The sequence below is a fragment of the Kocuria varians genome (assembly GCF_006539885.1).
Taxonomy (GTDB): Bacteria; Actinomycetota; Actinomycetes; order Actinomycetales; family Micrococcaceae; genus Kocuria; species Kocuria varians.
Window position 1 is genome coordinate 65,604 of record NZ_BJNW01000017.1, and the last position, 16,369, is coordinate 81,972.

Annotated in this window: 11 protein-coding genes, 2 tRNA genes and 1 pseudogene; 9 read left to right on the top strand and 5 right to left on the bottom strand. The window is 70.0% G+C overall.

The window, feature by feature from the left end:
• Positions 1–19 precede the first annotated feature (19 nt).
• Positions 20–1,000, bottom strand: a complete 981-nt coding sequence (locus tag KVA01_RS09795; protein WP_068469484.1) for an NAD(P)-dependent oxidoreductase — start codon at positions 998–1,000, stop codon at positions 20–22.
• Between the two features lie 211 nt (positions 1,001–1,211).
• Here KVA01_RS09795 and KVA01_RS09800 point away from each other — a divergent pair.
• Positions 1,212–1,284, top strand: a tRNA-Lys gene (locus tag KVA01_RS09800).
• A 240-nt stretch (positions 1,285–1,524) separates the two neighbouring features.
• Here the strand turns inward: KVA01_RS09800 and KVA01_RS09805 are convergent.
• A pseudogene (locus KVA01_RS09805) lies at positions 1,525–1,962 on the bottom strand (MarR family winged helix-turn-helix transcriptional regulator); the annotation flags it as partial.
• 262 nt (positions 1,963–2,224) lie between these two features.
• Here KVA01_RS09805 and bcp point away from each other — a divergent pair.
• From bcp to KVA01_RS09845, 8 genes are all read left to right on the top strand, one after another.
• The gene (gene bcp / locus KVA01_RS09810; RefSeq protein ID WP_141270018.1) at positions 2,225–2,698 is read left to right on the top strand and encodes a thioredoxin-dependent thiol peroxidase; all 474 of its coding nucleotides are present in this window, start codon (positions 2,225–2,227) and stop codon (positions 2,696–2,698) included.
• A 189-nt stretch (positions 2,699–2,887) separates the two neighbouring features.
• A tRNA-Leu gene (locus KVA01_RS09815) sits at positions 2,888–2,969 on the top strand.
• A gap of 56 nt (positions 2,970–3,025) precedes the next feature.
• Positions 3,026–4,633 (top strand): ABC transporter substrate-binding protein, encoded by a 1,608-nt coding sequence (locus KVA01_RS09820; protein WP_141270020.1) that lies wholly within the window; start codon positions 3,026–3,028, stop codon positions 4,631–4,633.
• 142 nt (positions 4,634–4,775) lie between these two features.
• Entirely contained in the window at positions 4,776–6,260 is a 1,485-nt protein-coding gene (locus KVA01_RS09825) for a malate:quinone oxidoreductase (protein WP_141270022.1), read from the top strand.
• Between the two features lie 250 nt (positions 6,261–6,510).
• Complete coding sequence (locus KVA01_RS09830; protein ID WP_231860647.1) at positions 6,511–6,921, top strand: MarR family winged helix-turn-helix transcriptional regulator; 411 nt, start codon at positions 6,511–6,513, stop codon at positions 6,919–6,921.
• A 153-nt stretch (positions 6,922–7,074) separates the two neighbouring features.
• On the top strand, positions 7,075–8,154 hold the full coding sequence (locus KVA01_RS09835) for a YihY/virulence factor BrkB family protein (RefSeq protein ID WP_068469476.1): 1,080 nt from the start codon (positions 7,075–7,077) through the stop codon (positions 8,152–8,154).
• A gap of 157 nt (positions 8,155–8,311) precedes the next feature.
• Positions 8,312–9,409 (top strand): S-(hydroxymethyl)mycothiol dehydrogenase, encoded by a 1,098-nt coding sequence (locus KVA01_RS09840; protein ID WP_068469474.1) that lies wholly within the window; start codon positions 8,312–8,314, stop codon positions 9,407–9,409.
• Positions 9,406–10,089, top strand: coding sequence for an MBL fold metallo-hydrolase (locus tag KVA01_RS09845; protein ID WP_068469472.1), 684 nt, complete (start codon positions 9,406–9,408; stop codon positions 10,087–10,089). The genes KVA01_RS09840 and KVA01_RS09845 overlap by 4 nt, the downstream gene beginning before the upstream one ends.
• A gap of 152 nt (positions 10,090–10,241) precedes the next feature.
• Here KVA01_RS09845 and KVA01_RS09850 read toward each other — a convergent pair whose 3' ends face one another.
• Genes KVA01_RS09850 through KVA01_RS09860 form a run of 3 tightly spaced genes read right to left on the bottom strand, consistent with a single transcriptional unit; the run spans position 10,242 to position 16,055 of the window.
• A complete protein-coding gene (locus KVA01_RS09850) occupies positions 10,242–11,615 on the bottom strand; it encodes an MFS transporter (protein WP_068469470.1) in 1,374 nt (457 codons plus the stop codon).
• Positions 11,616–11,619: 4 nt separating this feature from the next.
• Positions 11,620–14,838 carry an AAA family ATPase gene (locus KVA01_RS09855; RefSeq protein WP_068469468.1) on the bottom strand — a complete coding sequence of 1,073 codons (3,219 nt, stop codon included), beginning with the start codon at positions 14,836–14,838 and terminating at the stop codon, positions 11,620–11,622.
• Positions 14,835–16,055 carry an exonuclease SbcCD subunit D gene (locus KVA01_RS09860; RefSeq protein WP_068469466.1) on the bottom strand — a complete coding sequence of 407 codons (1,221 nt, stop codon included), beginning with the start codon at positions 16,053–16,055 and terminating at the stop codon, positions 14,835–14,837. Before KVA01_RS09860 ends, KVA01_RS09855 begins: the two co-directional genes overlap by 4 nt.
• Positions 16,056–16,369: the final 314 nt, after the last annotated feature.

Sequence of the window (16,369 nt, forward strand, 5' to 3'; positions counted from 1 at the left end):
TCACAGACCCGCCCCGGCCTCAGTCCTCGGGCAGCTCGAGACGCCCGGGCTGGACGAGGAACTGCGGGCGCTCACCGCGACGGACGGCCTCCAGCTGCTCGAGCACGAGCTTGCGGATGCGGGGGCGGAAGGAGGAGTTGGATCCACCGATGTGCGGCAGCACGATGGCGCCCTCCGCGCCCATCAGCGGGTGGTCGCCGGGCAGAGGCTCGGGGTCGACGACGTCGAGCGCGCACCGCAGGCGCCCCGCCGTCACCTCCGCGGTGAGCGCGTCCGTGTCCACCACGGCGCCACGTCCCACGTTGACCACCAGGGCGCCGTCGGGCAGGAGGGAGAGCAGCCGCTCACCCACGAGGTGGCGCGTGGCGTCGTTGAGGGGCAGCGCCAGGATCAGGATGTCGGTGCACGGGAGGATCTCCCCCAGCTCGTCCGCACCGTGCACGTGGCCGGACTCGTCCTCGCGGGCGCGGGAGGCCACTCGCGTGAGCTCAACCTCGAACGGGAGCAGCCGCGCGGTGATCGCCCGGCCCACCTCCCCCGCGCCCACCACGGTCACGCGCGAGTCCGCGACCGAGCGGGAGAAGAAGGGATCCCACCGACCCTCGTGCTGGGCGAGGACCGCGCGGTCCAGGTTCCGCTGCGCCGCGATCACGAGGCCCAGGGCGATCTCGCTCGTACCCGCGGCGTGCACCCAGCCGCCGGCCGCCAGCGCGACGTCCGGACCGATCATGTCCTGAACACCGTCGAAGCCCGTGGACTGCAGCTGAAGCAGGGAGACGTCTCGCACCACGGAGGGATCCTTGCGCCAGCGCTGGGAGTAGTAGGGGGCCACCGCAATGTCCACGTCCTCGCGCGCGCAGCCCTCCGGCTCGTCCACGAGGTCCCAGAACACGCAGCGGAAGCCCGTGGCCGCGGCCCTGATCTCCTCGAACAGCGGCCGCTCGGGCAGGGACACGACGCGCAGGTCGGACAGGGGCACGGTGCGGGGCTGGGGATCCATGCCCCGAGTCTAGCGAGGGGCCGACGACCAGCCGCGCCCTCTCCATCCCGTGACTCCATGCCTCCGCAGATCATCCCCGGACTCCACCATCACGCGGTCTCGGCGGGCTCCCAGGGGTCGATTTGACTCACCGTCCGGGGGTGCTAATGTTGTCTCTCGTTGCGAGGGAGAAAGCAACGGCGAGAGCCGAGCAGGACTTCCGAAGCATCACGCGCCTCTAGCTCAATTGGCAGAGCAATTGACTCTTAATCAATGGGTTCAGGGTTCAAGTCCCTGGGGGCGCACCGCGAGGCCCCGACCGTTCAGGAATGAACGGTCGGGGCCTTTGTCGTGCCCGAGGTCATGTCGGCGCGCAAGAACATGCCCCCGTGCGGGCACGAGGGCAGAAGACGCTCCTGAGCGGCGGTGATCCGCGACGTGGACCACGCGGTGCCGAGCTCGCTGCGGGCGCGGTCCTGCTCTTCGGAGTCCGCGACAGGAGCGGTGTCGACGGCGTCCCGGCGGCGGGCGTCGGCGTCGAGACCTTCCTCGACCTCCTTGCGCCACCGCGCTCCGCCGAGTGCGGAGATGATCTCCGCGAGGCGGCGCCGGAACTGCTCGTCCGACTCGCCGTCGGAGCCCAGCAGACCGTGCTCGAGGCGTGCGGCCTCCGCCAGCACCTGCTCCCCCGCGGCCGAGATGCTCACCACGTGGGAGCGGCGGTCGTGCTCGTTCTTGGAGCGGGTGATGTGGCCGTGAACCTCCAGGCGGTGCAGGGTCTTGCCCATGGTCTGGGCCTGCACCCTGACCCGCCGCGCGAGCTGCGCCTGGGTCATGCTGCCCTCCGTGTGCAGGACGTCCAGTGCCATGACGCCCGCGTGGGTGATGCCGAGAGTCGCAAGGTTCTCGTTCCACGCGTGCTCCACGAGACGCGCAGCCGTGGACAGCAGGCGGTTCGTGGGCCACTGGTTCCTGTACGTCATGGGCTGAATCTTATCCGTTCGTCGGTCTCGGGCACTTACAGTAAGAGTGCTGATCAGTCAATTCCCCGCGTCGCGCACTCCGCTCCCCGTGCACTGTTCCGGGCCTCACGGCGTGGCACACGAGAACGGTCGGTTTCGCGTGCTGCACCGGGCGTCCGGGCAGTAGGGTCGCTGCACGGTGGGTCCGCGACGCACCCCTGCACTGTACGTGCAGGTCGCATACTTGAGGAACACCTGTCACCTCCCACGGAAGGACCGTGTCATGACTTCACGTTTGGCCCCGGGCGACACCGCCCCCGCCTTCAGCCTCCAGGACGCCCACGGCGAGACCTTCTCCTCCGAGCAGCTGCACGGGCAGCGCAGCATCCTGTACTTCTACCCGAAGGCCGCCACTCCGGGGTGCACCACCGAGGCGTGTGATTTCCGCGACAGCATGGCCTCCTTCACCGCGGAGGGCTACCGGGTGATCGGGATCTCGCCGGACGCGCCCGCCGCGCTGGAGCGATTCACCACCGCGCAGGATCTCGGCTTCCCGCTGCTCTCGGACCCCGACCACCGGGTGGCCGAGGCCTACGGCGCGTGGGGCGAGAAGAAGAACTACGGCAAGGTCTACGAGGGCCTGATCCGCTCCACGGTCGTGCTCGACGAGAACGGCGTGGTGACTCTCGCGCAGTACAACGTGCGCGCCACGGGCCACGTGGCCAAGCTGCGCCGGGACCTGGGCCTCGACGCCTGACCCCGCGGCGGCCTCGTGCGTGCAGCGGTCTCACGACCGGGGAGGACGACGACGCGCGCGGCGCCGGCCCGCCTCCCTGCGGCGCCTCCCGGGCGGGCCCCGTGCGCGCCACCCGAAAGGTCCCAGGCGCTCACTGGTTAGTATGGACCTCGATCTCGACGGCCCCCGGACCCTGCGGAGCCGACGACTGCGCGAGTGGTGGAACTGGTAGACACGCAGGATTTAGGTTCCTGTGCCTCACGGCGTGCGGGTTCGATTCCCGTCTTGCGCACCCCCGCTCCTGCGTTCCGCGCGCAGCACGCACCAGGCCGGCAGAAAGGACCCGCGGTGGCAGCTGAGAACCGCTTCGGCCGGCGGACGTTCCTCGCCGCCGCCGGGCTGGGCCTGGCACTGACCGGATGCGCCACCGGGACCTCCCGGCCGTCCGCAAGCGTCTCGGCACCGAGCGGCACCTTCGTCCTCGCGCACGCCGCCAGGCCGGCCGGCTTGGACCCGTCCCGCCGCAACTCGCAGGAGACCTCACGGGTCTCGGCGCAGATCCTCGAGGGGCTCGTCACGGCGGACCGCTCCACGGGCGAACCGGCGCCGGGTCTCGCGGAGTCCTGGACCGTCTCCGACGACCGCCGCAGCGTGACCTTCTCCCTGCGCCGCGGCGTCGTCTTCCACGACGGCTCGGCGCTGGACGCCGCGGCCGTGAAGGCCAACTTCGACAAGTGGCAGGCGCAGGCGGAGTCGGACGAGTCGTGGGCTCCACGCTGCGCGTTCGCCACCACGTTCCGTCACGGCCACACCAACCCGCAGGTCGGCACGGCCTACGCCGGCACGGAGGTGAAGGACGAGCACACGGTGGTGCTGCGCCTGACCCGGCCCTACACCCCGCTGCTCACCGCCCTGACCCAGCCGGCGTTCGGGATCGCCTCCCCCCGCAGCATCACGGACGGCAGCGGCGAGCGGCACCCGGTGGGCACCGGGCCGTTCCGCTTCGACTCGGCGACCGAGACTGCCGTGAAGCTCGTGGCGCACGAGCGCTACTGGGGCGAGCTCGGGGACGTGGGAACCCTGGAGATGCGTGTCATCCCGGACGCGGACGTGCGCTGCGCCGCGCTGCTCTCCGGCGAGGTGGACGCCTACGACCTCGTGGGCCTGGACGCCTTCGGCCCCCTCGCACGCAAGGGCGTGCAGGTGCTCTACCGCGACCCCTACTCGGTGAGCTATCTGGGGCTGAACCCGAGCGCGACGATCCTGCGGGACGTGAACGTGCGCCGCGCCGTCGCCGCTGCGATCGACCGCTCCGCGATCGCCAAGAACCTGTTCCCCAACGGCACGAACGTCGCGGACCAGTTCGTGCCCGCCCGGTTCAACGTGGACGGCGACGACCTCGCGATCCCCGGCTACGACCCCCAGCACGCCAAGGACCTGCTCAGGGCCAGCACGTACAAAGGGCAGAAGCTCCCCTTCTACTACCCCCGCAGCACTTCACGGATGTACCTGCAGGAGCCCGAACGCGTGTACGCGCAGATCTCCGCGCAGCTCACCCGCGCCGGGTTCGCGATCACCCCGGTGCCCGTGGACTGGGAGGACGGCTACGCGGACATCGTCACGGACCCGAGCAAGGACCACGCCTTCAGCCTGCTCGGCTGGAGCGGCAGCTTCCGGGACCCGGACAGCTTCATGGCCCCGCTGCTCGGCAACCCCGACTCGCAGATGGGCTTCGCGGACAACGGCATCATGACCGCGGTCAACCGCGCCGCCGCCATGGAGACCGGGGACGCGCGCAACGCCGCCTACAAGGCGCTCAACGACCGCGTGTCGGACGTCGTGCCCGCCGTGCCGCTGTGCCATCCCGTCTCCGCCGTGGCCGTGAACTCCCGCGTGGCCAGCTTCCCGCTGACCTCCACGGGCTTCGAGCGCTTCAACGAGCTGCAGCTCGCCTGACGACGCCGCCGCGAGCCGCCGGCACGACACAACGTGCCGCGGGTGCCCCGGGGCCGTTGGGAGTTGCCCCGGGCGGGCGATACCCTGGACGACGAACGTCAGGGCGCGACGTCGCGCCCACCTCGCACGCACGGGAGAAATCGTGACCTCACTTCAGCCCACCGAATCCACCGACGTCGTCCTTGTCGGCGCAGGCATCATGAGTGCCACCCTCGCCACACTGCTCAACGACCTGCAGCCCGAGTGGAAGCTCACGGTGCTCGAGCGCCTGGACGCCGCCGGTCTCGAGAGCTCCAACGCCTGGAACAACGCGGGCACCGGGCACTCCGCTCTGTGCGAGCTGAACTACGCACCCCAGGCCGCGGACGGCACCGTGAGCGCCACCAAGGCGCTGAACATCAACGAGCAGTTCCAGATCACGCGTCAGCTGTGGAGCTCCCTCGTGGAGAACGGGACGCTGGGCGATCCCAAGACCTTCATCAACTCGGTGCCCCACATCTCCATGGTCTTCGGCGAGGACCACGCCAACTACCTGCGCGCCCGCTACGACGCGTTCAAGCCGAACAAGCTCTTCGAACGCATGGAGTTCACCGAGGACCGCGAGCAGATCGCCCAGTGGGCACCGCTGACCATGCACGGCCGCGGCGCCGGTCGCGTGGCCGCCACGTTCGCCCCCGAGGGCACGGACGTGGACTTCGGCTCCCTGACCAACCAGCTGCTGCGTCACCTGGGCGGACGCAACGTCAGCATCCAGTACGGCCAGCAGGTCACCACCCTGCACCGCCAGAGCGACGGTTCCTGGCTCGTGTCCGTCAAGGACCGGCTGAACCGGGACAACGACCGCGTGATCCGCGCGAAGTTCGTCTTCCTGGGTGCTGGCGGCGGTGCCCTGCCGCTGCTGCAGAAGTCCGGCATCAAGGAGGCCCAGGGGTACGGCGGGTTCCCCGTCTCCGGGCTCTTCCTGCGCAACGTGGACCCCACGGTGACCTCCCAGCACAATGCCAAGGTCTACGGCCAGGCCTCCGTGGGCGCGCCACCCATGTCCGTGCCCCACCTGGACACGCGCTACGTGGACGGCGAGCGGGCCATCATGTTCGGCCCCTACGGCGGCTTCCGCCCGAACTTCCTCAAGCAGGGTTCGCTGCTGGACCTGCCCCGCAGCGTGCGCGCGCACAACCTGTACCCTATGACGCGCGCGGGCATGGCCAACCTGGACCTCGTGAAGTACCTGCTGGGCGAGCTGACCAAAACCCGTTCGCAGCGCATCGAGGCCCTGCACGAGTACTACCCCACCGCGCAGGAGTCCCAGTGGGAGCTCATCGAGGCGGGCCAGCGTGTGCAGGTCATGAAGAAGGACAAGGCCAAGGGCGGCGTGCTGCAGTTCGGCACGGAGCTCGTCACGAGCGCGGACGGCTCCATCGGGGCGCTGCTCGGCGCCTCCCCCGGTGCCTCCACGGCGGTGCCCATCATGCTCAACCTGCTCTCCAAGTGCTTCCCCTCGAAGATGTCCGAGTGGGAGCCGCGGATCAAGGAGCTCATTCCCGCCTACGGCGTGAAGCTCAACGACAACCCGCAGCTCGCGGACGAGATCATGGGACACACGGCCTCCGTGCTCGGCATCAAGTAGACAGTCCCACCCCACAATTCCGGGGCCCTCGTGCAGATGCGCGAGGGCCCCTTTGTTTATGCCGCCCCTCCCTATTCCCCATGCCCCTTTTTCGTGGACAGACCCCCCGAGTTCGGTCAGAAGTGTGGACACCCACCCTTCGGGATGCGCAGTGACCTTCTCGTAACATATGGATAACGCCCATCGGGGGGTGGGCGTTATCTAAGGGGGAAGTATGTCGTCCAGGGGGAGTATCGAGGCGTGGGATGCCTTGAGTCGTTGCCACGTCTCCGTCACGCGGGAGCTCCAGCGCGAAGTCGATCTTCGCGGGCTGTCCCGCAGGGAGTTCGAGGTCCTGACCACGCTGCACGGTTCCGACCGCGGCGGTCTGCGGTTGCGTGACCTCAACAGCCACGTGCTGCTGACGCAGTCGAGCCTGTCCCGCATGCTCGAGCGGCTCGAGAACAAGGGACTGGTGACGCGTCGCCAGGACTCGCAGGACCTGCGCGGAGTGCGCGTGGCCCTGACCGAGGCCGGGATCCAGCTCTACGACGAGATCTCGCGTGACAACGACCAGAAGGTCGCGGACGTCATGAGCACCGCGCTCGACGCCCAGGAGATCAGGGTCCTGACGCGGCTCAGCGAGCGCATTCACCAGTATGCGCTCTCGCTGTCCCGCTGATCCCACGCCCCACACCAGCACCGCGTCCGTGACTCGTCACGGGCGCGGTGTCGTCGTCTCGGCCACCGAGCCCGCCGGTGGTGCGACACGCAGTAGACTTCCCGCAGCATCTGAGTTCCACCCCCGACACTTCCGCTCCCCGAGAGGACCCCCATGACTGAGCACAACCCGGAGGCCACCTTGCACCGGAAGGATGCCGCCCCCCACCCGGACCACGACTCCAAGCCCGATTCCCCCCGCAAGCTGAAGGGACAGTCGTGGGGCTACGTCTTCAAGCGGGCCCTGTTCGAGTTCACCAAGGACGGTTGCACAGACCTCGCGGCCACGCTGACCTACTTCGCCGTGCTGTCCATCTTCCCGGCGCTGCTGGCACTCGTCTCCCTGCTCGGTGTGTTCGGCCAGGGTGAGGCCACCACCAAGGCCATCCTGGACTTCCTCGACCAGTACGCGCCGGCGTCCCTCGTGGACCTGCTCTCCGAGCCCATCTCGCAGCTGACCACCCAGTCGGGCGCAGGGCTCGCGCTGCTGGTGGGCATCGTGGGCGCCCTGTGGACCGCCTCCGGCTACACCGGCGCGTTCTCCCGCGCACTCAACCGCGTCTACGGGGTGGAGGAGGGCCGTCCCTTCTGGAAGCTCAAGCCCGTCATGCTGCTGGTCACGCTCATCATGGTGCTCATCGTGGCCGCCGTCATGGTCATGGTGCTGCTCTCTGGTGACCTCGCGCAGACCCTCGGCGACGCCGTGGGGTTGGGCGCCACGGCGGTGACCGTGTGGAACTGGGCCAAGATCCCCGTGGTGCTGCTGCTGCTCGTGCTGCTCATTGCCATTCTGTTCTACGCGACCCCCAATGTGCAGCAGCCCAAGTTCCGCTGGATGAGCCCCGGCGCGGCCATCTCACTCGTGTTCATGATCGTCGCGGGCCTCGCGTTCGCCTTCTACGTGGCCAACTTCGCCAAGTACAACGCCACCTACGGAATCATCGGCTCCGTGATCATCCTGCTGCTGGGCCTGTGGATCATGAACAACGCGCTGCTCTTCGGCGCAGAGGTGGACGCAGAGCTCGAGCGCGTACGCCAGCTGCAGGGCGGCATCCGCGCAGAGCGCACCATCCAGCTCCCTCCGCGCGACACCGCCCAGGTGAAGAAGCTGCAGAAGAAGGAGGAGAAGCTCGAGGCCGAGGGGCGCACCATTCGGCTGCACGCCGAGCACGTCGACTACTCCCAGGACTCCTGAGCACAGGATCCGCCGGCCCGAGGGCCACGAGGGGCCCGCACGGACACGACCGTGCGGGCCCCTCGCCCGTCGGGTCAGCCCGCAGGCTCTCCTCGTACGCGGGGCCATCCCCCATACTGGAGGGGACAGTCCATTCCCGAGCAACGGAGGCAACCTCATGCACAAGGTCAAAGGCGTAGTGGTCCGGGCCAAGAACGAGCCCGCGACCCTGGAGACCGTCCTGGTCCCGGACCCGGGGCCCGGCGAGGCGCTGGTTGACGTGCTCACGTGCGGGGTGTGCCAGACCGACCTGCACTACAAGGTGGGCGGCGTGGGTGACGACTTCCCGTACCTGCTGGGCCACGAGGCCGCGGGCGTGGTCAGCGCCGTGGGCGAGGGCGTCACCGAGGTCGAGGTGGGTGACCATGTGATCCTCAACTGGCGCGCCGTGTGCGGCGAGTGCCGTGCGTGCCGCCGGGGCGAGCCCTGGTACTGCTTCGACACCCACAACGCGACGCAGAAGATGACCTTGGAGGACGGCACGGAGCTGGAGCCCGCGCTGGGCATCGGCGCGTTCATCGAGAAGACCCTCGTGGCGGCCGGGCAGTGCACCCGGATCGAGTCCCCGCTGGAGGACGACCAGTACGCGGCCGTGGGTCTGCTGGGCTGCGGCGTGACCGCCGGCATCGGGGCCGCGCTGAACACCGGCGCGGTCAAGCGCGGCGAGTCGGTGGCAGTGATCGGCTGCGGTGGCGTGGGCACGGCGGCGGTCGCAGGGGCCGCACTGGCCGGTGCCACGACCATTATCGCGGTGGACGTGGACGACGAGAAGCTCGCCACCGCGCGGCGCCTCGGCGCGACCCACGTGATCAACTCCGGCACGGCGGACGCGGTCGAGGGGATCCGCGAGCTCACGGGCGGCAACGGCGCGGACCTCGTGGTCGACGCCGTGGGTGTGGCGGACACCTTCCTGCAGGCCTTCAAGGCGCGCGACCTCGCCGGACGCATGGTCCTGGTGGGCGTGCCCGACCCAGGAACGGTCGCGGAGCTGCCGCTGGACCAGGTGTTCTCGCACGGCGGGTCCATCAAGTCCGCCTGGTACGGGGACACTCTGCCCTCCCGGGACTTCCCGATGCTCGTGGACCAGTACGTCCTGGGCCGTCTGGACCTGGACGCGTTCGTGTCCGAGCGGATAGACCTCGAGGACGTGGACGCGGCGTTCGAGACCATGAAGTCCGGCAAGGTGCTGCGTTCCGTCGTGGAGGTGGCCCGATGACGCAGACACCGCAGACCGCGCTCACCGATCCCGATGACGGCGTCACCGTGACCAACTGCGTCACGGAGGGCACGTTCAGCCTGGACGGCCAGACCTGGGATGTCGAGAACAACGTGTGGGTCGTCGGCAACCAGGCGGAGTGCGTGGTGATCGACCCCGCCCACGATCCGGAGGCCGTCCTGGCTGCGATCGACGGCCGTGCCGTGACCCACGTGCTGCTGACCCACGGCCACGACGACCACATCGCGGCCGTCCGCGAGCTCGTGGCCCAGCTGGACCCCGAGCCGCCCGTGCTCATGAGCTCCGAGGACCTCATGCTGTGGCACGCCGTGTACCCGGAGGGCGCGGAGCCCGAGCCGCTGCACGACGGGCAGCGGCTCACCGCGGGTGCGGTGGAGTTCACCGTGATCGCCACCCCGGGGCACTCCCCCGGTTCGGTCGTCTTCCACGCGCCGGGACTCGGCGAGCACGGGGTCGTGTTCACCGGCGACACCCTGTTCCAGGGTGGGCCCGGGGCCACGGGGCGCTCCTACTCGGACTTCCCCACGATCGTCGACTCGATCGACAAGCGCCTGTTCACGCTGCCGGACGAGACGCTGGTGCTCACGGGCCACGGCGACTCCACCGCCATCGGGGACGAACGGCCCCACCTGGCAGAGTGGATCGCCCGGGGTCACTGACCTCGTGGGCGCGGCACCGTCCGTGAGAACGGCCCGGTCCGCGGGCCGACGACGCCGCCCCGGTGCCTTTCGTACGAAAGGCACCGGGGCGGCGTCGTCCTCGGGGAACGCGAGGGCGCCCAGATCCGAGGGCACTCAGCTCCCGAAGGCGCTCAGATCCGGGGGTCGCGCACCGTGGAGCGGCGCCGGGTGTGGCTGAAGAACAGGGCCGTTCCGAGCAGCAGCATGGCGGCCGCCACCGGAACCATGGCGGCGGACATGTAGTCGCGGTGCGCACCCAGGTGGGCGCAGATGATCAGGCCCACGGCGGTGGAGACGTTCGAGACCACGGACATCTGCGCCACGAGTCCCATGAAGCCCTTGGTGACGCCCACCTGGCCCGCGCAGCTGTGGAGGCAGAGCAGGGACGGGCCGGAGAACAGGCCCACGAGCATGAGCACCCCCGTGTACCCGAAGGTCCCCGACGGCGCCGAGAGCAGCATGGACGTGAGGAGGGCGCCGGTGCCCGCGAGCACCATGAGGTTCGACGCCGTGATGTGGTGCCGGAAGCGCACGGCCAGGATCGAGCCCACCGCGGCCCCCACACCGAGCAGCGCGTAGATCGCGCCCATGGTCTCCACACTGTCCAGGGACACCGTGTAGACGGCCAGGCAACCCTGCACCGCTCCCAGCAGGGCGTTGAGCGCGGCGATGCCGTAGAGCAGTCCGAGGCGCAGCCGCGCGGTGGTGATGCGCGGGGCACTGGCGGCCCGGCGCGCGGAGGGCTCGTCGAACATGTCGCTGCCCTGGAGCACCACGCTGTCCTGCGCCGTGGAACCGGCGGAGGACAACCCCGTCAGGTCGTGCCAGAAGAGGTGCACCGGGACGTTGGCCTGGGGGTAGCGGGCGGAGCGGTGGGCGACGAAGACGACCATCATCACCACGGAGAGGACCGCCGAGACCTGCAGCACCGTGGAGGGGCCCAGGAGCACCGCGAGCAGACCGGTGAGTGCCGCGCCCAGGACGGTGGCGAGCGCCTCGTTGACCGACTCCCGGCGCATGGCCGTGGAGAACGCCTGGAGCCGTCCCTGCCCCGCGAGCACGGAGGCCCACCGCAGCCGAGCCGCGAGGCCCATGGGCGCGAGTGAGAGCCCGGCGATGAAGAAGGGCAGGAAAGCGGAGACCGCCTCCCACGAGACGGGCACGGTGGAGACGTTCACGCGGGACAGCTGCCACATCACGCCGCCCTGGATGAGCGCCATGCCGATCAGGGCCCACTGCAACCACCGCACGTTCGAGAACAGCGCGAGACCCACCGCGCACACGGCCATGCCGAGGCACAGCGCTGCGGAGCTCAGGCCGGCGGACCACGCAGAGGACGTGGAGTACGCGACCGTCGTGAGGACACCCAGCGGAGCCATCACCTGGGGCAGGCGCAGCAGCAGGGTGATCGCACTGAGCCGACGGTCGCTGCGGACCAGCCGCTCGCGCAGCCCGGGAGTGCCCGTGGCGGAACCGGTGGCCGGGGTCTGGGTCACGGTGCTCACGCTCTCAGCCTACGTGAGCACCCCACGGCCCCGCCTCCACCGCCAGGTGGGAACCCTGCGGCGTCTTGGTGACCACGAGCTGCGTCTCGATCCGCTGCTTCATCTCGCTGACGTGGGAGACCACCCCGATCACGCGTCCACCGCGGCGCAGACCGTCCAGGGTTTCGAGGACCTGTTCGAGGGTCTGCTCGTCCAGGGACCCGAAGCCCTCGTCCACGAAGAGCGTGTCGATCTCGGTGCCTCCCGCCTCCGCCCGGACGACGTCCGCGAGCGCGAGAGCCAGGGCAAGGGAGGTGAAGAAGGACTCGCCCCCGGAGAGGGTTTCCGTTCCGCGGCGCACCCCGGTCCAGGCGTCGTCGATCTCCAGCCCAAGGCCGGACTTGCCCCCGCCCCGGGCCTGGTCCGTGTGGACCAGGGTGAAGCGGCCCGAGGACATCGTGGAGAGGTGCTCCGACGCCACCGCAGCCACGTGCTCCAGCTTGGCCGCCAGCACGAAGGACGTGAGGGTCATGCGCAGGGAGTTCTCGGAGGAGTTGGCGGTGGCGACGTCCGCGAGCCCTGCCAGCCGCGCGGAACGCTCCGCAGCGGCTTCGAGTGTGTGCTCCAGGCTCGGAGCCTCGTGTGCGTGGGAGCGCGCATCGGCCGCGAGCGCCTCGAGTCCACCCAGGTGCCTGTTCAGCCCGTCCCTGCGACGCTCGGCCGCATCCCGCTCGGAGTGCGCGCGGTGCAGGGATTCCTCCGAGAGCTCGGTGCGTTCGTCCTGCCCGAGACCGGCGACGCGGCGCATGTCCGCCGTGGCGAGTTCCGCCTCCAGGGATGACGTCTCGTCCCGGATTCCGGTGACCCAGACCGTCAGCTCCCGTGCTTCCCGGTCGTCCAGGAGCGCGGCCGCGATCTCCTTCTCGGAGGTGAACGGGGAGCGCTCGAGTGCGCGTGCCAGGGCATCCTCGGAGCTGCGCCGCTCCTGCCGCGCGGCATCCAGCTCCGCCTGTGCCTCCTGCCACCGGGACACGGTCCCCACGAGGTCCTCCGCTGCCCGGAGCAGGGCGTCTGCGCTCGGGAAGTGTCCGGTCAGCAGCGAGACCTGCTCGCGCTCCTCGGCGCAACGCACCCAGGTGGTCTCCACCACGGTCTGCAGGCCGGCGCTCTCCGTCGCGATCCGGGACCGCTCGGCCTCCAGCTCGTCGACCGCGGCGGTGGCCTCCGAGATCCTCTGCTGCGCCCGCTGCCAGTGCTCCATGGCGGCGTCGAGCTCCTCCTCCGCGTGACGGGCCACCTGCTCCCGTTCCGCAACGGCCTCCAGGTCCTCCGAAGCGCCGTGGGCGAGCCACTCGACGGACTGCTGTTGCGCTCGTTGCCACTGCTCGTGCGCGGCATCCGTGGCGTCCTGGGCGCTGTCCCGCTCCGTCCGGGCTCGCTCGAGCATCCCCGCTGTAACGTCTTCCTCGGGGCCGCCTGCTGCCACACGCGGGTGGCTGGTGGAACCGCAGACGGGGCACGGGTCCCCGTCGCGCAGCTCGCTCGCCAGGCTGGCCGCGGCGTTCGCGTACCTGCGCGCCTCGAGGGCCTCCACGGTGTGCGCTGCCTCCCGACGCATCCCCTCGGCCCGCTCGTAGCCGCGGGCCTTCTCCTCCTCCGCCGCACGCGCCCGTGCGTACTCGCGGCTGGCCTCCACCGCAGCACGGGCGGCTCGTGCGCGCTCCCGGATCAGGGCTTCGTCCTTGACCTGGGCCGCGAGGCTCTCCTGCTCCTCCTGTGCCGAGGTCAGGGTTTCCTGCAGCAATCGGAGCCGGTCACCGACCTCGGCGGCCCGGTCCTCCAGTCGCCGCAAACGTTCTTCGTCGGCCTTGAGGATGGTTTCGTCCCGGGCAAGCTTCCGGACGCGTGCGACGACGCCCTTGGCCGCCTCGCGCGCGGACACCGCGGCGTCCCGCAACCCGCTCGGCATCCGGTCTCCCGCACGCGCCTCGTCCAGCACCTCCGGTCGGTCCGGGAGAACGTCCCTGAAGGTCCACCCCTCCCCGTTGTCGGTGAGCAGGGCGGTGCGCAGACGTTCGACGGCGGACCTCGCCGCCATTTCCCGTTCACGGGTTCCCTCCGCCTGCGCCAGGGGCTCCCTGAGTTCCCGCGCGGCAGTGTGGCCCTCGAGGCGGCGGACGGTCTCGTCGAGACGCTCGGCATCGCTCTGCAGCTCGGCACGGCGGCGGGTCAGCACCTCGTGGCGGGCGACGAGTGCGCTCAACGCCTCGATTTCCGCGACCCTCTGCTGGGCCCTCGCGTGTGCCGCCGCGGCGTCATCTCTCGTCGACTCCACCCGCGCGGTCACGGACGAGCACTCGGTCACCAGCTCGCGCCAACGATCCCTGAGACTCGGCTCCCCTTCTTCCACCGATCCCTCCGACTCTCCGGAACCATCGGACGACGCCGCCCCGGTTCCGGCCGCGCTCTCCGAGACGGGGACCGGGCCGGTGCCGCTGCCGGAGAAGGAGGCCTGCGCCGTCGTCGCCGCCGCGTCCACCGGGAGCTGGTCGACCGTCAGCGCCAGGCGCGTCCGCAGACGTGAGAGCAGGTCCTCGGAGCGTTCGACCTCGAGGCGCGCCGTGGCCAGATCGCTCTTGGCGGCGTCTGAACGTGTCTTCAGCTCGTCCTGCACGGCGGCGTAGACGTCCGTGCCGAAGAGCGTCTCCAGAAGGTCCTCCCGTTCCCGGGAGCCTGCCTGGAGGAACTGCGCGAACTTTCCCTGGGGCAGCATCATGACCTGGGTGAACTGTTCGCGGTCCAGGCCCACGGCGTGGTGAATCGTCTGGCCCACGTCGTCCGGCCGGTAACCTCGGTCGATCCACGCGCCGTCGACGTACTCCCGCAGAAGCACCGTGGCGTGGCGGTCGCTCCACCCGGAGGCGGCGCGCCGTGAAGGTTCTCGCCACGCGGCAGATCTCGTCACGCACCACCGGCGACCGGCCGCCGTGAACTCGACCTCCACGCTCGGAGCCGTGTGCGGTTCGGCATGGTCACTGTGCTGGGCCTTGCGCCCGCCCTTGCCCACGGTCGTGGGGCCCGAGCCGTAGAGGGCGAAGCAGATGGCGTCCAGGACGCTCGTCTTGCCCGCGCCCGTCTCGCCGTTGAGCAGGAAGACCCCGGCCTCGTTGAGGAGGTCGAAGTCCACGACCTCGTGCCCGGCGAACGGCCCGAAGGCCGTGATCTCCAGCCGATGAACCTTCACTGCTCCACTCCCCTGCTCTGCACGGCGGACACTGCCTCTGAGATCTCGGTGCACTCCTCCTCCGTGAGGGCCCGGAACCGCACGTGCTCGTAGAAGCGCGCACACAACTCCTCGGTGCTGGCCGCTTCCTCGAGCTGTGCACTGTAGGCGCGCTGGGCCACGGTCCGACCACCCTCCGGCTCCCACCGCAGCTCGACGGTGCGGGGGAAGCGGGACCGGACACGGTCCATGGCGGAGGCGGGGCGTTCGGCGTCCGTGAGGACCACCTGGCACCAGGCGTCCTCCTCGGCCGTCAGCTCCGGGTCCGACACCAGGGTTTCCAGCGGCCCCCGCAGCCGCGCGAGCCGGAGGCCCGCCCGGTGGTCGAGGGGAACGACGTCACCCAGGCCCGCGGCATCGGCCCTCACGAGCCACGCTCCCTTGGGGTGGGTGGCCTCGGAGAACGAGTAGGCCACGGGCGAGCCGCTGTAGCGCGCGGTCTCCGTGATCCGCTGACGACGGTGGATGTGTCCCAGCGCCGCGTAGTCGTGTGCGGCGAAGACGTCCGCGGACACCGTTCCGAGTCCGCCGGAGTCCACGATGCGCTCCGAGTCCGTCGCCTGTGCACCCGTCACGAAGGCATGTGCCATCACGACGGAGGTGGGCCCGCCCCGGGCAACCCGATCGGCGTCGATCTCGGACATCACCGCACCCATGACGGCCTGGTGCGTGGGTGGACAGTCGAGCAGCGGTGCCGTGGCGCGGGGCTCGAGGTAGGGAATGCCGTAGACCGCGAGAGTAGGAGCCTCATCCGCTGATGGTGAGGGCCTCCCCGCATCGGATGGCAGCGCCCGCACGGCCGAGATGTCGCCGGCGCCGGACTCCGCGAACAGGACCGGGCGGGCGGCACCGTCCACTGCGGTCAGGAGGAACACGCCGCCGTGCGCCATGATCTGGGAGCCGAAGCCCAGGCGCGCGGGCGAGTCGTGGTTCCCGCTCGTGAGCACCACGTAGGCACCGGCGCCCCGTAGCTGCGCGAGCGTGGTGTTGAGCAGCTCGACCACCTCCGTGCGTGGCTGTGCCCGGTCGTAGACGTCACCGGACACGAGGACCACGTCCACCCCGTGCTCTCGGACCCATGCCACGATCTCGGCCATGGCCCGGGCCTGGACGTCCAGGATGTCGACGCCGTGGAAGGTGCGTCCCAGGTGCCAGTCGGAGGTGTGCAGGATCAGCATGCGTTCACTGTAGGAGAGGCCGCCGACAGGCATAAGTGCCTTCGCACGGTGTGCAGTTCTCCGCCCACGACGACGCCTGGCCCGGGCCACCGTCGCGTCGCCGCGCCTCGCCACCGGCCACCTGCCTACTCCCCCTCTGCCTCTGCCCTCTGCCCTCTGCCCTCTGCCACAGGCTGGTGTCTCGCACCGCGCAGAATTGTTGCACCTCGTCCCCGACCGTATCTCGCGCTGACAAGCGGTCATGCATGCGCATATTCATCCTTGTCCACAATCTTTCCCGAACCATGGCACGCCACGGATTCCGCCGCTTATGC